The organism is Granulicella cerasi, assembly GCF_025685575.1.
GTDB lineage: Bacteria > Acidobacteriota > Terriglobia > Terriglobales > Acidobacteriaceae > Granulicella > Granulicella cerasi.
Genome location: NZ_JAGSYD010000005.1, coordinates 121,900 through 145,069 on the forward strand (window position 1 = coordinate 121,900; position 23,170 = coordinate 145,069).

22 protein-coding genes are annotated in these 23,170 nt (G+C 58.9%); 13 read left to right on the forward strand and 9 right to left on the reverse strand.

Annotation, left to right across the window (positions count from 1 at the left end; translation table 11 throughout):
- Positions 1 to 124 precede the first annotated feature (124 nt).
- From OHL11_RS15665 to OHL11_RS15675, 3 genes are all read left to right on the forward strand, one after another.
- On the forward strand, positions 125 to 508 hold the full coding sequence (locus OHL11_RS15665) for a peroxiredoxin family protein (RefSeq protein WP_263372477.1): 384 nt from the start codon (positions 125 to 127) through the stop codon (positions 506 to 508).
- A gap of 951 nt (positions 509 to 1,459) precedes the next feature.
- Positions 1,460 to 1,981: an REP-associated tyrosine transposase gene (locus tag OHL11_RS15670; RefSeq protein WP_263372478.1), complete on the forward strand. Its 522-nt coding sequence runs from the start codon at positions 1,460 to 1,462 to the stop codon at positions 1,979 to 1,981.
- Positions 1,982 to 2,198: 217 nt separating this feature from the next.
- Positions 2,199 to 2,297: a histidine phosphatase family protein gene (locus OHL11_RS15675; RefSeq protein ID WP_263372479.1), complete on the forward strand. Its 99-nt coding sequence runs from the start codon at positions 2,199 to 2,201 to the stop codon at positions 2,295 to 2,297.
- A 66-nt stretch (positions 2,298 to 2,363) separates the two neighbouring features.
- Here the strand turns inward: OHL11_RS15675 and OHL11_RS15680 are convergent, their stop codons facing one another.
- On the reverse strand, positions 2,364 to 2,552 hold the full coding sequence (locus tag OHL11_RS15680; protein WP_263372480.1) for a hypothetical protein: 189 nt from the start codon (positions 2,550 to 2,552) through the stop codon (positions 2,364 to 2,366).
- A 404-nt stretch (positions 2,553 to 2,956) separates the two neighbouring features.
- Here OHL11_RS15680 and OHL11_RS15685 point away from each other — a divergent pair, with 404 nt between their 5' ends.
- The 4 genes from OHL11_RS15685 (at position 2,957) to larB (ending at position 6,149) form a co-directional block, all read left to right on the forward strand.
- Entirely contained in the window at positions 2,957 to 3,136 is a 180-nt protein-coding gene (locus tag OHL11_RS15685) for a hypothetical protein (RefSeq protein ID WP_263372481.1), read from the forward strand.
- Positions 3,137 to 3,215: 79 nt separating this feature from the next.
- A complete protein-coding gene (locus OHL11_RS15690) occupies positions 3,216 to 4,547 on the forward strand; it encodes a nickel-dependent lactate racemase (protein WP_263372482.1) in 1,332 nt (443 codons plus the stop codon).
- 2 nt (positions 4,548 to 4,549) lie between these two features.
- A complete protein-coding gene (gene larE, locus OHL11_RS15695) occupies positions 4,550 to 5,404 on the forward strand; it encodes an ATP-dependent sacrificial sulfur transferase LarE (RefSeq protein WP_263372483.1) in 855 nt (284 codons plus the stop codon).
- Positions 5,394 to 6,149 (forward strand): nickel pincer cofactor biosynthesis protein LarB, encoded by a 756-nt coding sequence (larB, locus tag OHL11_RS15700; protein WP_263372484.1) that lies wholly within the window; start codon positions 5,394 to 5,396, stop codon positions 6,147 to 6,149. The genes larE and larB overlap by 11 nt, the downstream gene beginning before the upstream one ends.
- Here the strand turns inward: larB and OHL11_RS15705 are convergent, their stop codons facing one another.
- Both OHL11_RS15705 and OHL11_RS15710 read right to left on the reverse strand, forming a co-directional pair.
- On the reverse strand, positions 6,150 to 7,820 hold the full coding sequence (locus tag OHL11_RS15705; RefSeq protein ID WP_263372485.1) for an FAD-dependent oxidoreductase: 1,671 nt from the start codon (positions 7,818 to 7,820) through the stop codon (positions 6,150 to 6,152). It lies immediately after the preceding gene.
- A gap of 42 nt (positions 7,821 to 7,862) precedes the next feature.
- Positions 7,863 to 8,756 (reverse strand): LysR substrate-binding domain-containing protein, encoded by an 894-nt coding sequence (locus OHL11_RS15710; RefSeq protein ID WP_263372486.1) that lies wholly within the window; start codon positions 8,754 to 8,756, stop codon positions 7,863 to 7,865.
- Positions 8,757 to 8,915: 159 nt separating this feature from the next.
- Here OHL11_RS15710 and OHL11_RS15715 point away from each other — a divergent pair, with 159 nt between their 5' ends.
- Genes OHL11_RS15715 through OHL11_RS15730 form a run of 4 tightly spaced genes read left to right on the forward strand, consistent with a single transcriptional unit; the run spans position 8,916 to position 15,357 of the window.
- Positions 8,916 to 12,089 carry an efflux RND transporter permease subunit gene (locus OHL11_RS15715; RefSeq protein ID WP_263372487.1) on the forward strand — a complete coding sequence of 1,058 codons (3,174 nt, stop codon included), beginning with the start codon at positions 8,916 to 8,918 and terminating at the stop codon, positions 12,087 to 12,089.
- Positions 12,082 to 13,365 (forward strand): efflux RND transporter periplasmic adaptor subunit, encoded by a 1,284-nt coding sequence (locus tag OHL11_RS15720; protein ID WP_263372488.1) that lies wholly within the window; start codon positions 12,082 to 12,084, stop codon positions 13,363 to 13,365. Before OHL11_RS15715 ends, OHL11_RS15720 begins: the two co-directional genes overlap by 8 nt.
- Positions 13,362 to 14,930, forward strand: coding sequence for a TolC family protein (locus tag OHL11_RS15725; RefSeq protein WP_263372489.1), 1,569 nt, complete (start codon positions 13,362 to 13,364; stop codon positions 14,928 to 14,930). The genes OHL11_RS15720 and OHL11_RS15725 overlap by 4 nt, the downstream gene beginning before the upstream one ends.
- A gap of 37 nt (positions 14,931 to 14,967) precedes the next feature.
- Positions 14,968 to 15,357, forward strand: coding sequence for an EamA family transporter (locus OHL11_RS15730; RefSeq protein ID WP_263372490.1), 390 nt, complete (start codon positions 14,968 to 14,970; stop codon positions 15,355 to 15,357).
- Here OHL11_RS15730 and hpnE read toward each other — a convergent pair.
- Genes hpnE through OHL11_RS15750 form a run of 4 tightly spaced genes read right to left on the reverse strand, consistent with a single transcriptional unit; the run spans position 15,354 to position 19,712 of the window.
- The gene (gene hpnE / locus OHL11_RS15735; protein WP_263372491.1) at positions 15,354 to 16,691 is read right to left on the reverse strand and encodes a hydroxysqualene dehydroxylase HpnE; all 1,338 of its coding nucleotides are present in this window, start codon (positions 16,689 to 16,691) and stop codon (positions 15,354 to 15,356) included. The two genes, OHL11_RS15730 and hpnE, sit on opposite strands and share 4 nt — an antisense overlap.
- A complete protein-coding gene (locus tag OHL11_RS15740; RefSeq protein WP_263372492.1) occupies positions 16,691 to 17,632 on the reverse strand; it encodes a phytoene/squalene synthase family protein in 942 nt (313 codons plus the stop codon). The genes hpnE and OHL11_RS15740 overlap by 1 nt, the downstream gene beginning before the upstream one ends.
- Positions 17,629 to 18,597 (reverse strand): squalene synthase HpnC, encoded by a 969-nt coding sequence (hpnC, locus tag OHL11_RS15745; protein ID WP_263372493.1) that lies wholly within the window; start codon positions 18,595 to 18,597, stop codon positions 17,629 to 17,631. Before hpnC ends, OHL11_RS15740 begins: the two co-directional genes overlap by 4 nt.
- Complete coding sequence (locus tag OHL11_RS15750; RefSeq protein WP_263372494.1) at positions 18,594 to 19,712, reverse strand: zinc-dependent alcohol dehydrogenase; 1,119 nt, start codon at positions 19,710 to 19,712, stop codon at positions 18,594 to 18,596. The genes hpnC and OHL11_RS15750 overlap by 4 nt, the downstream gene beginning before the upstream one ends.
- 111 nt (positions 19,713 to 19,823) lie before the next feature.
- Here OHL11_RS15750 and OHL11_RS15755 point away from each other — a divergent pair, with 111 nt between their 5' ends.
- Both OHL11_RS15755 and OHL11_RS15760 read left to right on the forward strand, forming a co-directional pair.
- Positions 19,824 to 20,603 (forward strand): MlaE family ABC transporter permease, encoded by a 780-nt coding sequence (locus OHL11_RS15755; protein ID WP_263372495.1) that lies wholly within the window; start codon positions 19,824 to 19,826, stop codon positions 20,601 to 20,603.
- Between the two features lie 2 nt (positions 20,604 to 20,605).
- The gene (locus tag OHL11_RS15760; RefSeq protein WP_263372496.1) at positions 20,606 to 21,412 is read left to right on the forward strand and encodes an ABC transporter ATP-binding protein; all 807 of its coding nucleotides are present in this window, start codon (positions 20,606 to 20,608) and stop codon (positions 21,410 to 21,412) included.
- A 3-nt stretch (positions 21,413 to 21,415) separates the two neighbouring features.
- Here OHL11_RS15760 and OHL11_RS15765 read toward each other — a convergent pair whose 3' ends face one another.
- Positions 21,416 to 22,159: a dienelactone hydrolase family protein gene (locus OHL11_RS15765; RefSeq protein ID WP_263372497.1), complete on the reverse strand. Its 744-nt coding sequence runs from the start codon at positions 22,157 to 22,159 to the stop codon at positions 21,416 to 21,418.
- Positions 22,160 to 22,187: 28 nt separating this feature from the next.
- The gene (locus OHL11_RS15770; RefSeq protein WP_263372498.1) at positions 22,188 to 22,946 is read right to left on the reverse strand and encodes a PP2C family protein-serine/threonine phosphatase; all 759 of its coding nucleotides are present in this window, start codon (positions 22,944 to 22,946) and stop codon (positions 22,188 to 22,190) included.
- Between the last annotated feature and the right edge of the window lie 224 nt (positions 22,947 to 23,170).

A 23,170-nucleotide genomic window follows, 5' to 3' on the forward strand; every position in this document is an offset into this window, starting at 1 on the left:
TGACACTCAGAACTCAACTATGTTAGATAAGGCTGCCAACATAGCCATAATCTTGTCCTGTGTAGTCCTTTGTGCTGCGGTGGCATGGAACGCTCTGAGCTCAGGCCGAAGCCGATCGCAGATCGTGAGCCTCAAGGGGAAGGTTATTCATCAACCCGGTATGGCTCTCGGATCTGGACATAAGAATTTACTTCTTGTGGTAAGCACCCAGTGTCATTTTTGCCAAGCCAGCCTGCCATTTTATAAACGTCTCGCGCCTGCTGCCACTTCAGCCGGAGTTCACACCGTAGCATTTTTGCCGGATGATGCAAATACGGCAGGTGCGTTTCTTGAGAATGGGGGAATAAAAGTTGATGCAGTTCAAAGTATCCAGCCCAGCGACATTGGCGTTCACGCAACACCAACGATCATTCTCACCGATGACACCGGCAAGGTGATCAAGGACTGGGATGGACAACTTTCTTCAGCAAGAGAATCTGAGGTACTAACCGAAGTTGCTAAACCATAGAAGGAGCTGACTTTGCTTAGAAATAGAATACTTGGATTGATGACACTTTGGCTGCTAGCTGGAATATTCTTTATATTTACACCTTCTGCAAGAGCTTCCGGTGGCCTATGTGCGGAAGGCTTAGATTGCGAGGGTCCATACTCCGATTGCTCCGACTACTGTAACTCGACAACTACGCTTGGGAGTCAGGAACGTTGGGACTGTCAAACTTCTTGTGGGGAGCAGTACGATTCATGCAATGCGGCGCTGCACTGCTACTCCTGCGGAGGAGATGGGGACTGCGGTTATTACGGGTACTGCTTCGCAGGGAAATGCCAGTACTGAGTCTAGTAATTCGGAAATTTTGACGGAACCACCCATAATTTATCAAAAGTGGTGGGAGATCCCACTCGTATGGGGCGGGATTCCCACCACCCCCCCACCACAAATGGTTGGGGTCCTCATCTTTATGTGGACGGGTTGGGGACCTCCACTATACCATCCACCACAAACGGCATACAGTAACCACAAATGCCTGCAGGATTTGAGCGCCGACAAACCCTAAGGCCAGCTTCACTTCCTCACGCCCCACTTGTTATCTCCGTCGCCTCTTAGCGTGACATCTATTTGAAGAGCGCGTGATGAGCAACAAGGATAGAGTGATATGCTCCGCTTACCACTCAGCCCCACGCATAAGGAGCCAAACCAGAAGAATGGGTTTTAGCCTCATCGTACGGGCGGGTGGCCCACCCGTAAACCACAACAAGAGTCGGGTGCCCCATCCGTACGCGGCTTCATGCGGACGGGTGGGCAGGTACTCCCGCCCGTGGAACCACACCTCACCACTACTCCCGGACCACCCATGACTCCCCACGAGCACCCGCGGTTCCCACCCGTCCGCATAAAGCCGCGTACGGATGGGGCACCCACATTCGTGGTTCTTCTAAATTCCGAGTCAGTTACACTCCCGACATGCCTACAGGTCTGAGACGGAACCAACTGAATGGTGCGAATCATTTCATCACCTTCAGTTGTTATCAGCGTCTACCATTCCTCGCCTCAGACCACGCCCGCACAGTCTTCCTTGAAGAACTCGAACGCATCCGCATTCGACATGGCGTTCGCATCTTCGGCTACGTCCTGATGCCGGAGCATGTCCACTTACTCATGAGCGAGCCGAAGAAATACGTTCTTGCGACGACACTCAATGTGCTGAAACACGAAACATCTCAGCGGCTCAAGACAACACAGAAGCAGTTCTGGCAGCGACGCTACTACGACTTCAACATAGAGACGCACGATAAGTTCTTAGAGAAGCTTCGCTACACGCATCGCAACCCAGTGGCTCGTGGACTGGTCGAGCGCCCCGAAGAGTATCGCTGGAGCAGTTTCAATCACTGGGCGACCGGTCAACGAGAGATCGTTGAAATCGAGTCGAAATGGACGTGGAATAAGCGCGAACGCGAAGGTATTCCCCACGATACCGTCTGGTAATTTTTCAACCAAGCCCCATGTCGGGTGCCCCACCCGTACGTGTCTTTGCGGACGGGTGGGAACCACGGATGTTGACGTGCCAATGTCGGGGTGCCACGGCTGCGGGTGCCTGCCCCCCGTCCGCATGAAGCGGCGTGCGGACGGGCACCCAGAGGTATTGCTGTGCTTGAGTCTTCTATAGTGGCTCTAGAGTTGCTGAAGTGAGCAAAGCGGAAGTTTGCGGCATGGGGAGACAGAGTGGTCGCTGGATGGGCGGCATACGTCGACGACGGAAATTGATCTGACCGAGCACGGTTACGTTACGAGTAGCCGCTGATTGGCCTCAAAAGCAAAACCCACACCCCGCAGGCGGGGTATGGGCCACACGCACAGCGCAGAGTCGCTAGCGAACGATCGTCTGCAGCTTCACCACGACGGGCTTCGGCTCCATCAAGCCCATCACGCGATTGATCGAATCCTCGATACGCGTTCCCGTCACATGCGTCGCGCGCATGCCCTTCGCAATCATGTTGCACATCTCAAAACGGCTATTGCCGCACGCCAACGTTTGATGAAATTTCTTCGAGCGCATCAGTAACTCCAGACAGGCCAACGGTAGATGGAGCGTGTGTTTCGGCACTCGTACAAAAAAGAGAGTAAGGAGGGAAGGAGGACAGCGCACGTCCTTCTTCCAGACTACGCCTCATCCGCTCCGCGTGCGGCCATCGTCGCAAAACAACTACCACCGCTTCCCTTTGCGGTCTCCTTTAGACCTCACACTCCCCAAAACTTCAGGCAGCTTCGCTTGGCGGTAAAGGCCTCAAAGTCGAAGACATTCAAGAACCCACCCGCGGCTTCCCCTGCTGGAACGCCTGACACCTCGAACTCAAGCGCGCTCCGCTTGTGGTGTCGTGGACTCTGGGAGGATTCCGAAGGTTGATCCCGCGTCCTCAATACATTACTCATGAGCCTACCGGGAGGGGTAAAATCCCATGCATGAGTACAACACCTCCCCGCAAGACCGGCCTCAGCCCTAAGGAACAAAAGCTTCAGGCACTCCGCGATAAGCTCGCAGGCGCCACGCAGAAGCAGGCTGTCACCACCGGAAACTCTGGCTTCCAGGGCAAGTCCGCCCTCGGCGCCAAGAAGACCTCTTTCCAGCGCAAGGCCACCTAGTCACCTTCGGCTGGCCTCGTGTATTATCTGTCAGACAGATTTTCCTTCTCAGAGAATCTGCCTGACAGGAGATACCTCAGTGCCCTGGTTCCAGATCGAAGCCCCTCACGTTTCCGACGCGCAGATTGCCGAAGCCTGCTCGCGCCTCCTCGCTGAAGCCAAGACCCGCATCTGCGCCGAGCCCAAGCGAGTGCTGCTGCTTCCGCCCGACCTCACCCGCGCCCACTCCGGCGCAGGCAAGATCACCGAACTGCTCTACCGTGAACTCGACGCCGCCGGCGCGCACGTAGAGGTGATTCCCACGCTCGGCCAGCACGTCCCCCACACCCCCGAAGAAAACAAGTGGATGTTCGGCTCGATTCCCGAGGAGCGCATCTTCGCGCACGACTGGAAGAACGGTGTCACGCGCATCGGCACGATTCCTGCAAAGCTCGTCGACGAGACCACGGAAGGCGTTGCTGACTGGGAGATCCCGGTTGATCTGAACACCAAGCTCGTCGAAGAGCAGTGGGACCTCATCATCAACGTGGGCCACGTGGTTCCGCACGAAGTGCTGGGCTTTGCCAACCACAACAAGAACTACTACATCGGTCTCGGCGGCAAGGACACCATCTGCGCCTCGCACATCGCCGCCGCTGTTTACGGTATCGAGAACAATCTCGGTTGCCTCGTCACACCGCTGCGCGCTTGCTACAACTGGAGCGAGGTCGAGCACCTCTCGAAATATCCGGACGTTTATCTCCAGATCGTCATGCAGCGCGACGGCGACAACAAGCTCGTCACCAGCGGCATTTACGTCGGCGACGACCTCGACACCTACCTCAACGCCGCGAAGGCGAGCCGCGAGCAGAACATCACGCTCTTCGACAACCCCGTAAAGAAGATCGTGGCTGTGATGCAGCCGGACGAGTTCCGCGCAACATGGGTGGCGAACAAGGCTGTCTACCGCACCCGCATGGCCATCGCTGACGGCGGCGAACTGCTCATCATCGCCCCCGGCGTGGAGCGCTTCGGCGAGCAGCCTGAAGTGGATGACCTCATCCGCAAGTACGGCTACAAGGGCACCCCGCGTACGCTCGCCCTCTACAAGACCGAGGCCGACATGCAGGACATTCCGCACGGCGTCGCCCACCTCATCCACGGCTCAAGCGAAGGCCGCTTCACCATCACCTACGCCCCCGGCCCCAAGATTTCGAAGGAAGAAATCGAACAGATCGGCTACAACTACGCTTCGCTCGACGAAGTGCAGAAGCGCTACGATCCGGCTGTGATGAAGGAAGGCTGGAACACGATGCCCGATGGCGAAGAGATCTTCTACATCTCGACTCCCTCTGCGGGCCTCTGGTCCACCCGCGAAAAGCTGCTCTCGCCCACTCGTCGTGATCTCAGCGAAACCACCCTGAAGGCCTAGCGATGAACGCTGAACTCCAATCCGCGCAGCAGGCGCTCGAACGCGAACTCTCGCGTTACGAGCGCGTCGCTGTCGCTTACTCCGGTGGAGTCGACTCGGCTTACCTCGCGTGGGCCACATATCAGGTTCTCGGCGATCGCATGGTCGCCGTGATCGCCGACTCGGCAAGCCTCGCTCGCGCGGATTTCGACGAGGCCATCGCGTTCGCAGAAGCGCACACGATTCCCCTGCGCATCGTCCGCACAGACGAACTCAGCCAGCCAGCTTATGTGCGCAACGATGCGCAGCGTTGCTTCCACTGCAAGGACGAGCTTTTTCGCGTCATGGAGGTCCTGATGAAGGAGCTTCCCGGAAACACGACGCTCGCATACGGCCGCAACGTAGATGATGCCGGCGACTTCCGCCCGGGCCAACAAGCCGCCGCCATGCATAAAGTAGCGGCGCCGCTCGTGGATGCTGGTCTGACGAAGAGTTTGATCCGCGCACTGGCGCAAGAGGCAGGTCTCTCTGTCGCTCAGAAACCTGCAGCGGCTTGCCTGGCTTCTCGCATCGAATACGGTCGCGAGGTGACGGCGGAAGCTCTGCTCCAGGTTGAGTCCGCAGAAGCCGCGCTGCATGCGCTCGGTTTCCGCCAGGTCCGCGTCCGTCATCATGGCGAGATCGCTCGTATCGAGATCGCCCGAGAAGAGCTCGCGGGTCTTCAACTCGATCTCGCTCTGCTGGACCGCATCACAGCTTCCGTACGCGAAGCAGCAGCATTCAAGTTCGTCACGTTGGATACCGCAGGCTATCGTACTGGCTCCATGAATGCTTTGCTTCCCATCACATCGATCGCCCCTATGGCCCATGCATCCTGATTCTCTTCGCCAATTACTCGATCAAGTAGCTACCGGAACAACCACGGTGGCGGACGCACAGCAGCGCCTGTCGACCTTGCCTTACGAAGACCTTGGCTTCGCAAAGATTGATCATCATCGCAGCCTTCGCACAGGCTTGCCTGAGGTCGTCTTCGCCGCAGGGAAAACACCCGCGCAGACTGCGGCGATCCTGCAAAGCATTGCAGCGACCGGCGTGCCAGCACTCGCGACCCGCGCGAGCCGCGAAGCTTTCGAGGAAACCGCGAAGCTCGTGCCAGACGCGACGTATCACGAGCTCGCGCGATGCATCACCATCGGTTCCGCACCACGTAAAGTGGGGAAGATCGCGGTGATGTGTGCCGGCACAAGCGACTTACCCGTCGCCGAGGAAGCGGCCATCACGGCTGAATGCTTTGGCGTTGAAGTCGACCGCATCACCGACGTCGGGGTCGCGGGGCTACATCGACTACTCGCGCAACTGCCGCGTATTCGTACCGCGAACGCGATCGTGGTGTGCGCTGGCATGGAAGGCGCGCTTACTTCTGTTGTCGCTGGCCTCGTCGAGGTCCCTGTGATCGCTGTGCCCACGAGCGTTGGCTATGGCACCAGCTTTGGCGGCATCACCGCGCTGCTCGGCATGTTGAATAGCTGCAGCCCGCTGGTCACCGTCGTCAACATCGACAACGGCTTCGGAGCGGCCTTCAACGCCGCCCGCATCGCGCATCTCTCTGCAGAAAAGCGCTAGCTAAACAGCGGCGTTCTGATTGTCCATCATCGAGAGATACTGGTGGACGAACGCGATCGCCATGCTGCCTTCGCCGACACCGCTCGACACGCGCTTGATCGAATCGTGACGAACGTCGCCTGCGCAGAAGATGCCGGGCAAATTCGTCTCGAGCAGATAAGGGGTGCGAGTTCCCTTCCAGTTCGGCAAGTCCGAAACGTCGCGGCCCGTGCAGATGTAGCCACGTTCATCACGCTGCAGGCTCTTCGGCAACCAGTCCGTGTTGGCGTCAGCGCCGATCATCACGAAGAGCGCATCAGCCGTGTACTCAACGGCCTCGCCACCATTGCGCTGAATCCAAAGCCGTTCGAGATGGCCATCGCCATCGACGCGGGTGATCACCGCATAGTTCAGCATCTCCACATTCTTGCGCAGTTCCAACTGACCGATCAGGTACTGCGACATTGTCAAATGGAGACCTTCACCACGCACCACAAGCGTGACGCTCTTGGCGTAGTTGGCAAAGAACATTGCAGCCTGTCCGGCAGAGTTGCCTCCACCCACGATGAAGACGTCCTTACCCTGCACAGTCGCAGCTTCCGTTCGAGAAGCTCCGTAGAGCACGCCGCGGCCGATCAGCGGATCAATGCCATCAGCCTGCAAACGACGCCAATCGACGCCTGTGGCGAGGATGACCGTCCGAGTGCTTACGCGCTGGCCGCCATCAAGCTCGACACAGTAGCGTGAATGCTGAATCGGATCGATCTTCTTCACCTCGCGGGTGAGTACGATCTCAGCACCAAACTGACGCGCCTGCCGAATCGCGCGATCGCTCAATTCGTCGCCAGAGATTCCGCTTGGAAAGCCGAGATAGTTTTCAATGCGCGAAGAGGTCGCAGCCTGCCCGCCAGCAGCCGCCCGCTCAATCAACAGCACACGCAGCCCCTCGCTCGCGCCGTACACTGCAGCCGCAAGTCCCGCAGGACCTCCGCCGACAACGACCACGTCATACTCTTCCTGCGAAGGCTCCACCTTGAAGCCTAGCCGTTCCGCGACGTTGCGCACCGTCGGCGACTCACCGAGGCAGTAAGACTGATCGATCACCACCGCTGGCCCCTTATGTTCAGGAGACATGCAGCCGGGAACGCGCTCAGGTTCGCGCTCACGATCGATCCACTCATACGGAATGCGGTTCATCGTAAGAAACGTTCGTATGTCACGACAATCCGTGTCGTACTGGCTGCCCACCACGAGCACGCGGTTCACCGGCCAGTTCAGCGCACGCTCCTGCACCGACGAGAGACGGTTGTTGAGCGTCTTCAGGATGATCGCGCCGCACTCCTCGGACTCGCGGATCATCTCGTGGAAGTCCTGACGCTCAAATCGGGCCAGCCGCGTCGGCCCCTTCGCTTTTACCGATGCGAAAGCAGGAGCACCGAGCAGCAGCGGGATCTCCCCAAAGAAATCTCCGCGCTTGTAGTGGTGCATCTCCTGGCTATGGCCGAGATGCTCCTTGATGAGCGTCAAATCGCCATCAAGCAGCACGAAGAAATAAGGCTCCTGTCCATCGCGAAGCGCGTACTCTCCGTCTTCAAGATGCACGTCTGCGGCGTGCAGCGCCATGCGGCGACGCATCTGTTCGTCCATGCAGTCGAAAATCTTGATTCCGGCGAGCTCTTCAGCAACGATCATGTTTCTATTCTCCCACCTCAGCGAGTAGAAGGAAACTGCGGCCTAGGTGGCATTGCGGAAGGTGCGTGCCAACTCCAGGAATGCCTTGAGAGGGCCGCTCGTACGTCGAATCGGCCACGCCATCACGAGATCGACATAAGCTTCTGCACCTTGCAGAGGAACAAAAGACAACTCGTTGAGTGCGAGAAAACGCGAGCCCGCAGCCACCACCGATATGCCTTCGCCCGCTTCGACCAGGGAGAGCACTCCGCTCGATACTGAAGCTGTCGCTCCGATGTTCGGAGAGTAGCCTGCCTGCGCGCAAAGCTTGAGCACGCGATCGTAAAGCGACGATGACGTGACACGCTCGGAGAGAACGAAGCGCTCGTCTCGCAACAAAGCAATCGGAATCTCTTTACGGTCAGCCAGTTTATGGTCTTTGAGCATGGCGACATAGAGACGTTCCTTGAAGAGAATCTCCGTCTTCACGCCCTCGACGAGGCTACCCATGTTCGGTCGTGTGAAGCCAAAATCGATCACCGCATTGCCTAGCGCCTGCCACTGTTGCGTAGGCGTCATCTCTACCAGCGCAACTTTTACCCGCGGATAGCGTTTACGAAAAGCGCGGATGAGTGCCGGGAAATATCGGCCATTCCCTCCAACGAAGAAACCGATTGTTAATCGACCTTCTTCGCCACGCTTCGCTCGGCGCACTTTCTCCACGGCTTCTGAAGCCGTGTGCAAAGTCTCGCGCGCGCCCTCGAGGAACAACTCGCCCTCGACCGTCAAACGGATTTGCCGTTGACCCCGATCAAAGAGCATGACGCCGATTTCCGCCTCTAAATCACGAATTTGCTCGCTGATAGCTGACTGCGACACGTGCAACGTACGCGCCGCTCGTCCGAACCCTCCGGTCTCGGCGACGGTAACGAAATACTGCAGATGACGAAGTTCCATGGGTTTTATCCTACGCCAGCCTTTCATCTGTTTTTCCGTTGCCCAGTCACGGAAAGAACAATCATCGGAGTGCGACAAATTGAAGTCTAATGGATGTAGCGGAAATACCGAAGGATGACAATCTATCCTTAGGCAAGTACGTCCAGGAGTCCCCACCCGATGTGGATTGTCAAAGTAGCACTCGAGCGGCCCTACACGTTCATCGTGCTGGCGCTACTCATCTTGATCCTCGCGCCCGTTATGATCGTGCGCACCCCCACCGACATCTTTCCGAACATCAACATCCCCGTGGTGTCGGTCGCGTGGACCTATACAGGATTGAACCCGGAAGAGATCGAAGGCCGTATCGTTACGCCCTATGAAAAGGCGCTGACGACACTCGTCGACAACATCGAGCACACAGAATCGACGAGCTATAACGGTGTTGCTACGGTTCGCATCTATCTTCAGCCGGGAGCGTCGCTGGACACCGCGAACGCGCAGGTCTCTGCGGCATCGCAGTACTTGATCCGCCAGCTGCCTCCGGGAATTCAAGCCCCTCAGGTCATCAACTTCTCCGCGTCGAGCGTGCCGATTCTTCAAATCGGTGTTTCAGGACGTGGACTCGATGAACAGAAGCTCGCCGATCTGGCCATCAATACGGTTCGTCCGCAGTTGATCACGGTGCCCGGTTCGGTGTTCCCTCAGCCTTACGGTGGTAAGCAGCCGCAGATCACAATCAACATGGACCAGGCCAAGATGCAGGCGAAGGGCATCTCTCCTGGCGACTTGTTGAACGCGATGGCCGCACAGAACGTCGTGATGCCTTCCGGCACGGCGAAGATCGGACCCACCGAATACGACGTTCGCACGAACGCCGCACCTCGTGCCATGAGCGATCTTGAAGAGTTGCCGATCAAGCAGATCAACGGCAACATGATCTACGTTCGCGACGTGGCTACGGTCTCCAACGGTTCGGCCTATCAGACCAACATCGTTCGTCAGGACGGTCAGCGCGGTGTACTCATTACGGCGCTGAAGTCGGGTACGGCGTCCACACTCGACGTCGTGAGCGGCATCAAGCAGGCGATCACTCGGGCGAAGCAAATTGCACCGCCGAATCTGGAGCTGACTCCGATCGGCGATCAGTCCGTGTTTGTGCGAGCCGCTATCGAAGGCGTGATTCGTGAAGCGGTGATCGCAGCAGCCCTGACCGGCCTCATGATCCTCCTCTTCCTTGGATCGTGGCGTTCTACGCTCATCATCGCCATTTCGATTCCGCTGTCGATTCTCACTTCAGTGATCGTTCTCGGACTCCTTGGTGAAACGCTGAACACGATGACGCTCGGCGGTCTCGCCCTCGCGGTCGGTATCTTGGTCGACGACGCGACGGTAACGCTGGAAAATATCGAGCGCTTCCTCGAAGAGGGTTATCCGCTCTACGACGCCATCCTGGACGGCGCGGCTCAGATCTCGGTGCCCGCGCTGGTATCAACGCTTTGCATCTGCATTGTGTTCCTGCCGATGTTCTTCCTCAACGGCGTCGCACGCTTCCTGTTTGCACCCCTGGCGGAGGCCGTTATCTTCGCGATGCTCGCCTCGTACGTGCTCTCCCGTACGCTGGTGCCGACTCTCGCTCTCTACCTGCTGCGCCATAAGGACACCGCACCATCCAGGAATCCGCTGGTCAACTTCCAGCGCGGCTTCGAACGGCTCTTTGAGAAAGTACGTGCTGCGTACCAGCTGTTGCTTACCAGGCTCGTACTGCGCCGCAAGCTTTTCATCGCGGGCTTCCTTGCAGCTTGCCTTTGCACCGGCTTCCTGATTCCGTTCCTCGGACAGGACTTCTTCCCCTTCTCCGATTCCGGTGAGTTCATCCTGCACTTCCGTATGCCTACCGGCACACGTATTGAGGAAAGCGCACGTACGGCAGATCTGATCGAGCAGCAGATTCGGCGGACGATCCCGCAGAAGCAGCTTTCCAGCGTTCTCGACAACATCGGCATGCCGTACTCGCAGATGAACACGGAGCATCTCACGAACGGAACGATCGGCGCCGGCGATGGCGACATCATGGTCGAAATGCACGAAGACCATAGCCCCACGCAGAACTACATGCGTCAGTTACGGAAAGATCTCCCGCGCATGTTCCCCGGCGTTACGTTCTACTTCCTTCCTGCCGATATCACTACGCAGATTCTGAACTTCGGTCTGCCCTCGCCGATCGACGTACAGATCCAGAGTGACGACATGCAGGGCGCACACCGCATCGCCGACAATCTGCAGGAACAGCTTCGCCGCGTGCCCGGTTTGACGGACCTTCGTATCCACCAACCGATCGACTACCCGACGATGGAAGTTTCTGTCGAGCGTACGAAGGCGGAACAGGGTGGTTACACCACGCGCGACGTTGCGCAGAGCATGTTGAACTCGCTCTCGAGCTCACTGCAGATCACCCCGATGTTCTTCCTGAACTGGAAGAACGGAACCAACTATAACCTCGTGGCGCAGAACCCGCAGTACACGATGAGCTCGTTACAGGATCTGCAGAACATCCCCATCAATTCCACGGTAGCGACTCCTCGATCGACGCCTGAAGTGTTGGGCGAGCTCTCCTCGTTCAAACGCGGCAAGGAAATGGCCGTGATCTCGCACTACAACATTCGCCGTGTTCTCGATATCTACGGCGGCGTGCAGGATCGCGACCTCGGTGCAGTGTCGAAGGAAGTGGACAAGATCGTCGATGCGCAGCGGAAGACCCTGCCTCGCGGTACGTTCATCACTGTGCGTGGTCAGGCCACGACCATGCGCGCGTCCTACACCGCTCTGCTCGCCGGACTCGCCTTCTCGATCGTGCTGGTCTACGCGCTTATCGTCGTCAACTTCCAGAGCTGGCTGGATCCGTTCATCATCATCACGGCGCTACCCGCGGCTCTGGGTGGTATCGTCCTGTTCCTCTTCCTCACTCATACGGCGTTGTCGGTTCCTGCACTTATGGGCGCCATCATGTGTATGGGTGTAGCTACAGCGAACTCGATTCTGGTCGTCTCCTTCGCGAAGGACCGCCTTGCGGATCACCACGACTCGATCCGCGCAGCCATCGAGGCGGGTGCAACTCGATTCCGCCCGGTGTGCATGACCGCACTCGCCATGGTCATCGGCATGGTGCCGATGGCGCTCGGTCTCGGCGACGGCGGCGAACAGAATGCTCCGCTGGGTCGCGCCGTTATCGGCGGCCTGCTCTGCGCTACGGTCGCCACTCTACTCTTCGTGCCCTCGGTATTCGCGCTGCTTCATAGCGCGGACAAAAAGAAATCCGCCGAACAAACTTCTTCGGAGCCCGCTCATGCCTAACGAAAATCTGCACGCCCACGGTCAGCCGGCCGTCCCTACAGCCCTTCAACAAGAAGGTCTGCGCGATACCAGCCCGAGCACTCCTGGGAATGACCATGAGCAGAACCCGCACAATCAGGTTCTCCAAATCGACACCAGAACGCGCCTCGGTCAGGGTCCACGCATCCCCGTCCTGGCAGTTGTTGCCATTCTGCTTGTCGCGATCGTGATCGGCATCGCAAGTCGTCATCACTCCGAGAAGGAGCTGAACGAAGCTACAGATATCTCCGCCGTTCAAACGGTGGCGGTGATCCACGCTTCTTCAGGTGCTGCCTCGCAGGAGCTGCGTTTGCCTGCGAACACAGAAGCCTATGTCGATACGCCGATCTTCTCGCGTACGAACGGCTACCTGCAGAAGTGGTTTGCTGACATCGGTCAGCACGTCGAAAAGGGGCAACTCCTCGCCATCGTGCAGACTCCTGAAGTTGACCAGCAGGTGCAGCAGGCAGAAGCAGAGGTCAACACCGCGAAGGCCAATGCACAGCTCGCCGAGATCACCAGCAATCGCTGGAAGGCACTGCTGGCGAAGAACGCTGTCTCGCGTCAGGAAGCGGACCAGGCTTCGAGCGATCTGACCGCGCGTCAGGCGGCACTCAATTCGGCGGAAGCGAACCTTCGCCGCCTGCAGCAGATGCAAGGATTCGAGCGTATCTATGCTCCGTTCAGCGGAATCATCACGGCGCGTAACGTAGATATCGGTTCGCTCATCCAAGCTGGCGACTCGACCAACACTCATGCCGAGCTCTTCCATCTCTCCTCCATCGACCAGGTACGTGTGTTCGTTCCGGTACCGGAAGTTCACGCAGCAGCCGTTCACGATGGCGAGCAGGTCAAGGTGACCTCCGATGCCTTCCCGAACGAGGTCTTCACCGGCACCATCGCGCGCAACTCGCGTTCGATCGACTCTTCGACCCGTACGCTGAACATGGAAGTGGATCTCGAGAACCACGACCACAAGCTGTTGCCCGGTCAGTATGCGTTCGTTCATCTGCCGCTCGCCGCAGGCGACAACTCTCTCACGCTTCCCTCGAATGCGATTCTCTTCCGCGCAGAAGGACTCCGCGTGGGCGTTGTGCGCAACAACCATGTGCATCTGCAGCCGATTGAAATTGGCCATGACTACGGTGCAACGGTTGAGGTCATCTCGGGCCTGACTCCGCAGGACGACGTGATCATCAACCCTTCTGACTCGCTCGCGGAAGGACAGGAAGTCCGCGTTGCAGGAGGTACGAAGTGAAGCAAATCTCTGCAACCTCGGCGTTCCTCGCGCTTGCCATCGCAGCTCCGCTGACGACGGTTGGTTGCAAGGTGGGCCCCCAATATCATCCGCCCGCTGCGGTGATGGCTCCGACAAACTCCTACAAGGAGGCTCCGCCAACCAACCATGGCGAGGGCTGGAGCGCAGCCGCGCCAGCAGACGCTCAGCTCAAGGGTGACTGGTGGACGATGTTCTCAGACCCGCAGTTGAACGAGTTTGAGCCGCAAGTGGATGCCGCCAACCAGTCGCTCAAGTCTGCGGAAGCCAACTTCCGCGCGGCCCGTGCTTACGTTGGCACCGCACGCAGCTATGAAGCTCCGACCATTGGTGTCGCTCCCGTTTTCGGAGCGATTCGCGATTCTGCCAATCAGCCGTACTTCAATCGCACACTTGCCAACAATGGTGTGGGCAACTTCCAGATGCCCGTGGACCTTTCCTGGGAACTGGATGTGTGGGGTCGCGTTCGTCGCGGCGTCACGCAGGCTCGCGAGAACGCTCAGGCGGCGTTCTCGGACGCGGAGAATGCACGTCTTTCTCTGCACGCAGAGCTCGCGCTTGATTACTTCACGCTCCGTTCCGACGATGCGCAACTCCGTTTGTACGACGACACGATTCAGGCCTATCAGCGCGCTGTCGATCTCACTCAAACGCGCTTCGAAGGCGGTGTAGCTCCGCAATCGGACGTGACACAGGCGAGGACGCAGCTTGAAGCGGCTCGCGTGCAGCGCACCGAACTGACGATTGAGCGCGCCAACATGGAGCACGCTATTGCTGTGCTCACAGGCAAGGCGCCTGCGTCCTTCAGTATTGCTCCGCTGGTCGTCACACCTCCCATCCAGAACGTCGAGGCTGGTCATGCGATTCCGGCGCAGATTCCAGAGCCGCACGTTCCCAGCCCGAGCATGAATAGTGCTGCCGCTGCGATCGGCCCCGTACTGCCTTCGATTCCCGGCGTCCTGCCCTCCGACCTTCTGCAACGTCGCCCCGACATTGCCGCAAGCGAGCGTCGCGTAGGCGCAGCGAATGAAGCCATCGGTATTGCGCAGGCGGCCTACTACCCTCAGTTCTCTCTTTCGGCGGTCGGCGGTTTCGCGGGCACTTCGATGCTGAACTGGTTCACGTGGCCGAGCCGTTTCTTCTCGGTTGGCCCCATGGCCAGTGAGACGATCTTCGACTTCGGTCGTCGTCGATCGACGAAGCAGATGACTGAAGCGCAGTATGACGAAGCCGTAGCGAACTATCGCCAGACTGCGCTCACAGCGTTCCAGCAGGTCGAAGACTCGCTCGCTTCTCTGAGCGCGTTGGAGAAGGAAGCAGCGCAACAGCGGGCCGCAACTGAGTCTGCCGAACGCTCGCTCCAGCTTTTCAACGATCGCTATGAAGGCGGCGTCGACAACTACCTCCAGGTCATCACCTGGCAGACACAGGCACTCGTGAATGAACGCAACGAACTGCTGATTCAGCAGCGTCGTCTGCAGGCATCCGTATTGCTCATCAAAGCACTCGGCGGCGGCTGGAATGTCAGCACAGTTCCCCACCTCTAACCAAGTGCGATAGCCTGAGTGAGGAAGGTTTCATTCAGTGGCATCTAGCAAAGCAGTATTTGATTGGCTGTGTATCGCCGGCGTTGCGGCGCTGGCGATCGCAGGCGAGTGTCTCATCGCAGCCGCGATGCAGAAGATCGGCGACCTCGACAACATTCGCGCGGTCAGCGGCATGCCCGGCGCCATCAAAGCAGTGCTGACGAACCCGCTCTTTCTCGTCGGCGCGCTCTGCATGGCGCTGAACTTCTTCGCGCTGCTGTTCACACTCTCGAACGTTGACCTCTCGCTCGCTGCGCCTGCGACGGCTTCTCTGACCTACATCGGGAATGCGGTTGCGGCGAAGTATTTCTTGCGCGAGAACGTGGACAAGCGCCGCTGGTTAGCCGCGTCGTTCGTTGCACTAGGCGTTGTTCTGATCTCTCGCTAGTCGCGAACGAACAGACGCGCAAGGCCGTCCGCTTTCAACTCAGGCGCGAGGCATGACCGTCCCAGGATCGCACTCGCGGCCAGGCGGCCGCTGCGCGCGGCCCCTTCCATCGTGCTCGGCCAACCCGTCGCGGTCCAATCACCCGCAAGGTAGAGCCCCTCACCCGGCGCCGAAGTGTCCGGCCGAAATGCATCGAGGCCGGGAGTCACCGAGAAAGTCGCGCGAGCTTCCTTCAGCACGCCCGACTTCAAGAGCTTCGCCGCGAGAACCTTCGGGAAGAACTGAGCGAGTTCGCGCAGAGCGCCGTGCAGAATCTCCTCGCGCTGCATCTTGAGCTCAGCAAATGATCCGCTGATCACCAACTCAAGATATTGCTCGGCGCCCGCGTTGCCACGGATGCGGCTCTTGTTGAAGAGCCACTGGATGCGCGTATCCAGCAGCGCGCACTGCTCCACATCACAGACCTCACGATCGAACCAGAGGTGAATCGTTGTGATCGGCGCATGGGTGAACTCACCGATGTGGGGCACATCCAACAGCTTGGCTGTCTGCTCAAACGGCAGAGCCAGCACCAGGTTCTTCGCGCGCACTGCCTTCTCTCCCGCGAAGGCAGACCAGATCCCACCAATACGCTCGATGCGATCAACGCTCGCGCGAAGCTGCAGATCGGCACCGAGCGACTCCGCATACGTTGCGAAGTGAGCGTAATACTCGCTCAACGGCAGCGTCGGAATGCCCATGCGACCGCCTTCAGCGGACTTCACGAACGCTTCGTGAAATACCTGCCCGGCATAGCGCATGGAGCATCGCTCGAAGCCGTCGTTGAGCGTTGCAATCACGATCGGCTCCCAGAAATGACGAATCGCCAGCGGTGTCTGGCGTGTGCGCTTCAGCCATTGTGCGAAGCTTTCATCATCACGCTGCGGGTAACCTGCGAAGAACTCGCGCAACCCGCGCGCAACGGCAATCTTGTCTTTCCATCCGAGCATCGGTGCTCGTAGAAATCCGAGACTGGCCTTCGGCGAAGTTCCAGCACGCAACACACTCCTGCGCCCACCCGGCTCGAGGAACGGAATCTCGTCATACCAGCGCAGGTGCTCCGCTGCGCCGCTTCGCTGGCTCAGATCGACAAGATTGACGCAGCAGCCCAGCAATACATGCTGCGAATCGACGACCTCCTGCAGCGCAGGATGATCGTACGAATAAGCGCGACCACCTACAAACGGTTTCCGCTCCAACACCACGGTGCTGAGGCCAGCTGAAGCTAGATCGATAGCGGTCGCTAGACCAGCTACTCCGGCTCCAAGAACCGCCACATCTACAACGGCACTCATTAGAGGACGCGTGCTCCTATCGACTCCAGCAAGCCAAGGCCCAGGATAGCGAGCTTCTTCGAAGTCGGTACGCTCAGGCGGCGATGGAAGACGGCTTCGGGCTCATCCGCGACCTTGTTGAGAAGGCCGTGATAGATCTTCACAAGGACGCGCATGGCAGCGCGCGAATCTTTGTCGAGCAACGGAATCAGTTGGTCCGAACGGCGATAGAGCCGTTGCGCAGTGCCTTGCAGCCCCATGATGAGTTCCAGCTCGGGCCGCTGCGGTTCTTCTCCGTTGCAAAGAGCGAAGACGCGATCAAGACTGACGCCGTACTCCGCCATCTTGTCCTCGGGCAGATAGACACGACCACGCTCGGCGTCTTCCTTCACATCACGAAGGATGTTGGTCAGCTGGAACGCTGTGCCGGTGTCGATCGCGAGCTGCTCCGCGCGGCTATCGGTGTAGCCAAAGATGCGAATACAGACAAGGCCAACGACGGATGCGACAAGGTAGCAGTAGTGCTCCAGCGCCGAGAAGGACTCGTACACCTGTACGGTCTTGCCACCAATCGTGAGGAGTTTCGTCCCCTGCGGTTGAGGATCGAGATCCAACGTTGTGCCCGCGACCAGTTGTTCGAGCAGCGTATCGCTAATGCCGAAGCGACGCTGTGTATCGTTCAACGCGACGAAGACCGGATCATTGCTCTCTCCGCTCGTGCGGGCTGCGCGCCACTGCTCGGTCCACGCAGCCATGGCCGCGCGGCGCTCTTCGAGCGACATCGACTCATCGTCAGAAAGATCGTCCGCCTTACGCATGAACGCGTAGACCGCACACATCGCGTCGGATTTGTGCTGCGGCAAAACGCGGAAGGCGTAGTAAAAATTCTTCGCCTCTGCGCGCGCGACCTCGCGGCAGAATGTGTAGGCACCCGCAAGCTTGGCTTGCATCACTTCGTTCATCGCGCAAGGCTCCGTTTCGGCAGCAGCGCAGCCCTCAATTTTCCGCCCAAAGCACCCACCAGCAATCGCACCTTTGCCGCCTTCGACACGACAGGACGCGCTCGCAACGTGTCGTACCCCTGCGCCGCGATGCCATCGAGAATCGCATGGCCACCCTTTGCGAAGAGCGACAACGTCGTCTGTAAATCGCGATCGACGAGCTTCTCGATCTGCTGGCCACGCGTCAGTCGAGCGCGAGCATCTTCGACGAGAAACTGCATCATCGCTTTGAAATTTGCGTCGAACCTACGCTCGGCGATCTGAGCGTCGGTCACGCCAAACCGCTGCATCTGGTCCGCGGGGAGATAGCGGCGTCCACGTGCCCAGTCCTGCGTGATGTCCTGATAGAAGTTCGCAAGCTGCAGCCCGGTGCAGATGTCGTCTGACAGCTGCAGCAGACGCTCGTCATGGTAACCACACACCAACAGCACCAGCCGGCCCACCGGGTTCGCGGAGTAACGCGAGTAATCCTCGAGCGTCGCAAGCGATTCATGATGCGTGTACACCTGATCCCGCTCGAACGCAGAGATCAGATCGTCGAACGGTTCACGAGGAAGCTTGCACTCTGCGATCGTGGGCTGAAGCGCCACGAAAACCGGATGCTTCGAAGCTTCCGGTGTAGCGAAGCACTCATGCAACATTCCACGCCACGCATGGAGCAAGCGCGTAGCAATCTCCGTGCTCGCGACCTCATCACCCAGATCGTCCGATGTACGGCAGAACCCGTAGACCGAGTAGAAGTGTCGGCGTAGAGCCTTCGGGAGCAGCACCGTCGCTACGTGGAAGTTCTCATAATGCGTCGTCGCCAGGTGCTCACACCACTCCTCGGCGTCCTTCAACGAAGGACGCAACACGGGCGTGCGGTAAAACGAGGGCGCCTCTTGAAGGCGATCGTCGATCGCATTTACATCAACGGCTGTGATCATGCCACCGCCTTCTCTTCATCTGCCAGCAAACGCTCCGTGGCCGTGCGCGGATAGATGACCGTCTTGATCTCCGGCGCAATACCTTCTGCCGGGCGCGTCAACATCGCGTTGAACACGGACGGCACTTCTTCCAACTCCGCCGTTCCCGTCAAAAACTTGTCCGCCTCGAAGTCGCCTGAGCACAGAAGCTCAAACGCTGCTCTTGCGGTCGAAGGGGTGTGATGGAAACTCGCTTTGATATTGATGTCCGAATAGTGCAGGAGATTCGTATCAAACGAAGCAGTCGTTCCTGCGGGCGGGCCACCGAAGAGGTTCACGAGTCCACCTTTGCGCACCATCTGCACGGCCCACTGCCAAGCTTCGGGTGTAGCCACCGCTTCGAACACTACATCGGCACCGCGGCCTTCCGGAGTCAGCGCGCGTGCGGCGGCGATTGGATCCTCGACGTCGGCGAGCCGCACCACCTGCTCTGCCCCGAAGCTCTTCGCGGTTGCCACCTGGTCGGTGCGCTTCACTACTGCGATCACATGCAGTCCTGCCAGCGATGCCGCATGTATGAAGAGCAAGCCGATAGGCCCCGCGCCGAGCACGATCACGGTCTGCCCGGCCTTCACAGCGCACTGCTCCATGCCGCGCATCACGCAGGCCAGCGGCTCCACCAGTGCCGCGTGCTCCATCGGCATCGCTGTCGGCACGCGCAGCATGTTCTTGCTGACGATGCGAGCAGGCACGCGAACGAATTCAGCGTATGCGCCGTTGTTGAAGAGCAGATCGTCGCAAAGATTCTGCTGGCCCGCGAGGCAGTAGAAGCATTCATCGCAAGGCGCCGAGTTCAGCGGGACGACACGATCACCCATCGCGAAATCTTCAACGCCTTCGCCCAGCTCGACGATCACACCTGCGAGTTCGTGGCCAAAGAGGCGGTCCACCGTGAGCATCTTCGCGTGGTAGCCGCGACGAAAGACCTTCAGATCAGTGCCACAGGTCAACGCAGCTTCTACACGCAAGACGACCTCGCCCGGTCCAGCGACGGGACAGGCAACATTCTCAATTCGCAGGTCCTCGCGCCCGTGCAAAACGGCAGCGCGCATGGTCGAGTGAGGGGCAGGCGTCATCCTTTCAATTTTCTCATTAGCGGCCCTTGGAAAACAGCAACATCTGCCCTCTTCTTCGGTCGAACCTCTCCGAAGTTTCGGGCATCTGATACCCTGAGCCTCAGAAAACGCATGAACCTCGTATCACCAGGATCCTACGCGAAGAGCATCGTTGCCGCAGTGCAGGAGTATGCCCTGCTTTCCGGTAGCGCCATCGCGAATATCTTTCGCAAACCTCGGTACATCGCCGACACCTTCGCCCAAATGGACTCCATCGGCGTCGGCTCGCTGCCGATCGTCCTGCTGACAGGTTTCTTCACCGGATGCGTGCTGGCGTTGCAATCGGCCACCTCGCTCAAGGAGTTTGGCGCCATCGAAATGACCGGTCGCCTGGTCACCTTGTCGATGGTGAAGGAACTCGGCCCCGTGCTCACAGGCCTGATGGTTTCCGGGCGTAACGCCTCGGGCATGGCGTCGGAGCTTGGATCGATGAAGGTATCCGAGCAGATTGACGCGATGCGCGCACTCGGCACGGACCCCATCGCGAAACTCGTCACGCCGCGCCTGGTCGCCTGCGTGCTCATGCTGTTCTTTCTCTCGATCATCGCAAACGCCTGCGGCATTGCCGGCGGCTGCGTGGTTTCAGTGCTGCTGCTGAAGCTGAATGGCTCCAGCTTCTTCCATACGGGTTATATGTCGTTGCGGTACGGCGACGTAGTGGAAGGTCTCGTAAAGCCGCTCTTTTCCGGCTTCATCATCGCGACGATCGGCTGCTTCTACGGCCTTCGCACCACGGGTGGAACGCGTGGCGTGGGCAAGGCGACGACGCAGGCCGTCGTTTCCTCCTCCGTGCTCATCATCCTGTGCGACTTCCTCGTCACCCAGTTGATGATCGGCATCTTCGGACGATAAACATGCAGGCGTCTTCAGCAAACGAACCCATCGTCGAGTTTCGTGGCGTCTCCATTGCTTTCGATGGAGTTTCCGTACTTCGCGATGTGAGCTTCCGCGTGATGCACGGCGAGACGCGGATGATCCTCGGCCCGGCGGGTGGCGGAAAATCTGTGCTGATGAAGCTCGCCAACGGGCTGTTGATGCCCGATGCAGGCGAGGTGCTCATCTTTGGCAAATCGCTCAGCAGCATGAGCAAGAATGAAATCTATGCAATGCGTGCACGCGTCGGAATGGTCTTTCAGGAATCCGCTCTCTTCGACTCTCTGAACGTCGAAGACAACGTCGCCTACAGGCTCGAAGAAGAGCATGTTCCCTTCGACGAGGTGCATGAGCGTGTCGTCGAAGCGCTGCGCTTCGTTGAACTCGAGAAGGCGATCAACAAATTTCCAGCAGAGCTTTCCGGCGGTATGCGTCGTCGCGTCTCGATCGCGCGTGCCATCATTTCGAAACCCGACCTGATCCTCTACGACTCGCCCACTGCAGGTCTGGATCCGATCACATCAACCACGATCATCGAACTCGTAGTGAAGCAGCGAGACGTCTCGCAGACGACCTCGCTGCTCATCACACATCGACTGCAGGACGCCTTCACCATGGCGACTCATCGCTATGACGTGACTTCGAATGACATGGTGCCGCTCCCAGCAGGCGAGGTCGACTCCAGCGTCCGATTCCTCGTTCTGCACGAAGGCTCCATACTCTTCGACGGAACGACGCTTGAGCTCACGCACAGCACCGATCCGTGGCTGAAGGCATACCTCGCCTGACGCCTAGCCGATAGCCAGCGTCCGATGGAAGAGATCGAGCGCGAGCCCGACGAGCGCGCGCGCAAGCTCGGGGTCATAGCGCACGCCCTCGTCCCGCAGAAACGCATGGGCACCGTTCACTTCGTGCCAGTTGAGCTTCGCGCCTACTTCGTTCAGACGGTTGAGCAGCAGCATGCGTCCTTCCGTGGGGATATGCGGGTCCTGGCGGCCCCAGACCATCAGCAACTCGCCCTTGATGTCGCCGGCACGTGCGAGCGAATCGTCCTTCATGCCTTGGCCGAGGCTTCCCTTGTGGATGTCCGTCGCATAGAAGCAAACCGCTCCACGCACCTGCGGGTTCATCGCTGCGCGGAACGCCAGGTGACCACCGATGCAGATCCCCATCGTGCCCAGCGAACCATTGCAATCCTCGCGCACCGCAAGGTGTTCGAGAACAGCTCGAGCGTCGGCGTCATATCCGGCGAGCGGCTTCGTGGTCTTCAGCTCATTCCCGCGATCTGATCCAGCCTGATCGTATCCAAGCACCGTGCCGAGCGGCTCGTACTCGTGATAAATCTCCGGGGCCGCAACGATATATCCGAAGCTCGCGATCTGTGCCATCAGGCGTCGTACCGGGGCTGTGATCTGGAAGATCTCGGAGTAGAAAAGAATGCCCGGGAAACGACCTTCGCGCGCAGGGCGCATGATGTGCGTGCGCATGGCGCCGGTCGATGTTTCGATGTCGACGAACTCTTCGGTAAGTACCATGCAGCCAGTTTACTGGAAGCCCCTTGGCCTACTGCGCATCCAACCAGGGCGTCATACCTGGGCGAGGCTCACTGTCGGCATCAGAAAATCGGACAACCATGCAGGTGATATTGTCCGTGCCGCCGTCTTCTTTTGCCAGCTCAATCAAGAGGCGACATCCTTCAACAGCCGACTGTCCCTGCTGGCTCAAAACCTCGGCGATAGCGGCATCGGAAACGTGGCGCGTCAGGCCATCGCTGGCGAGCAACAAGACGTCCCCCGCCTCGAGCGGCTCTTCGAATATCTCTGGATGAACATCCACCTCGGTTCCCACCGCCCGCGTGATCACAGACTGCATCGCGGAATGGCGCGCCTGTTCTTCTGTCATCAGACCGCGCCGCACGCTCTCTGCCACGTAGCTGTGATCCAACGTAAGCTGATAGGCGATGCCGTTACGCACAAGGTATCCCCGGCTGTCGCCTACGTTGATCAACGTCAGCAGTGAGTCTTCTACCACTGCGCCGACCAGCGTCGTCCCCATGCCCTGAAACTCTGCTGCCGATCCAGCCTTCGCATAGACCGCGCGATTCGAAGCCAGCGTGGCGCGCCAAAGTGCGTTGCGTGTCTTCACCGGACTCGCCGCGCCCAGCAGCAACTCCTGTTGAGCGGTATGCAGAAACGTCTTCACCGCGAGACTGCTTGCGACTTCGCCAGCGGCGCTGCCGCCCATGCCGTCGCACACCACAAACAACTGCAGCGCCTCATCGAGGCCGAAGCTGTCCTGGTTACTGCGTCGCAGCAAGCCCATATCCGTTTTGGCAGCACATCTCGTGCGAAGCGGCACGCGGTAAAAACCTCAATCCTTTGTGCCCGATACGATGCGAAGGTGACGGGCCGATGGGCTTCAGTATAGCGATCGCAACCCCACGAATAACAGACGAATAAGGGGACCGCTGCAAGCCGTACCGCGCTTGATACATCGTGGGCAAAGCGCATCAGGCAACCATTCACGGCCTATCGAAGGATAGGCTA

Excerpts from the sequence above, each read along its gene's own strand:
- OHL11_RS15680 (WP_263372480.1), bottom strand. The coding sequence starts at position 2,552 with ATGCGCTCGAAGAAATTTCATCAAACGTTGGCGTGCGGCAATAGCCGT.
- OHL11_RS15760 (WP_263372496.1), top strand. The coding sequence starts at position 20,606 with ATGCAGGCGTCTTCAGCAAACGAACCCATCGTCGAGTTTCGTGGCGTC.
- larE (WP_263372483.1), top strand. The coding sequence starts at position 4,550 with ATGAACGCTGAACTCCAATCCGCGCAGCAGGCGCTCGAACGCGAACTC.
- OHL11_RS15710 (WP_263372486.1), bottom strand. The coding sequence starts at position 8,756 with ATGGAACTTCGTCATCTGCAGTATTTCGTTACCGTCGCCGAGACCGGA.
- OHL11_RS15670 (WP_263372478.1), top strand. The coding sequence starts at position 1,460 with ATGCCTACAGGTCTGAGACGGAACCAACTGAATGGTGCGAATCATTTC.
- OHL11_RS15765 (WP_263372497.1), bottom strand. The coding sequence starts at position 22,159 with ATGGTACTTACCGAAGAGTTCGTCGACATCGAAACATCGACCGGCGCC.
- hpnE (WP_263372491.1), bottom strand. The coding sequence starts at position 16,691 with ATGAGTGCCGTTGTAGATGTGGCGGTTCTTGGAGCCGGAGTAGCTGGT.
- OHL11_RS15705 (WP_263372485.1), bottom strand. The coding sequence starts at position 7,820 with ATGATCGTTGCTGAAGAGCTCGCCGGAATCAAGATTTTCGACTGCATG.
- hpnC (WP_263372493.1), bottom strand. The coding sequence starts at position 18,597 with ATGATCACAGCCGTTGATGTAAATGCGATCGACGATCGCCTTCAAGAG.
- OHL11_RS15750 (WP_263372494.1), bottom strand. The coding sequence starts at position 19,712 with ATGACGCCTGCCCCTCACTCGACCATGCGCGCTGCCGTTTTGCACGGG.
- OHL11_RS15715 (WP_263372487.1), top strand. The coding sequence starts at position 8,916 with ATGTGGATTGTCAAAGTAGCACTCGAGCGGCCCTACACGTTCATCGTG.
- OHL11_RS15720 (WP_263372488.1), top strand. The coding sequence starts at position 12,082 with ATGCCTAACGAAAATCTGCACGCCCACGGTCAGCCGGCCGTCCCTACA.
- OHL11_RS15740 (WP_263372492.1), bottom strand. The coding sequence starts at position 17,632 with ATGAACGAAGTGATGCAAGCCAAGCTTGCGGGTGCCTACACATTCTGC.
- OHL11_RS15770 (WP_263372498.1), bottom strand. The coding sequence starts at position 22,946 with ATGGGCTTGCTGCGACGCAGTAACCAGGACAGCTTCGGCCTCGATGAG.
- larB (WP_263372484.1), top strand. The coding sequence starts at position 5,394 with ATGCATCCTGATTCTCTTCGCCAATTACTCGATCAAGTAGCTACCGGA.
- OHL11_RS15685 (WP_263372481.1), top strand. The coding sequence starts at position 2,957 with ATGAGTACAACACCTCCCCGCAAGACCGGCCTCAGCCCTAAGGAACAA.
- OHL11_RS15755 (WP_263372495.1), top strand. The coding sequence starts at position 19,824 with ATGAACCTCGTATCACCAGGATCCTACGCGAAGAGCATCGTTGCCGCA.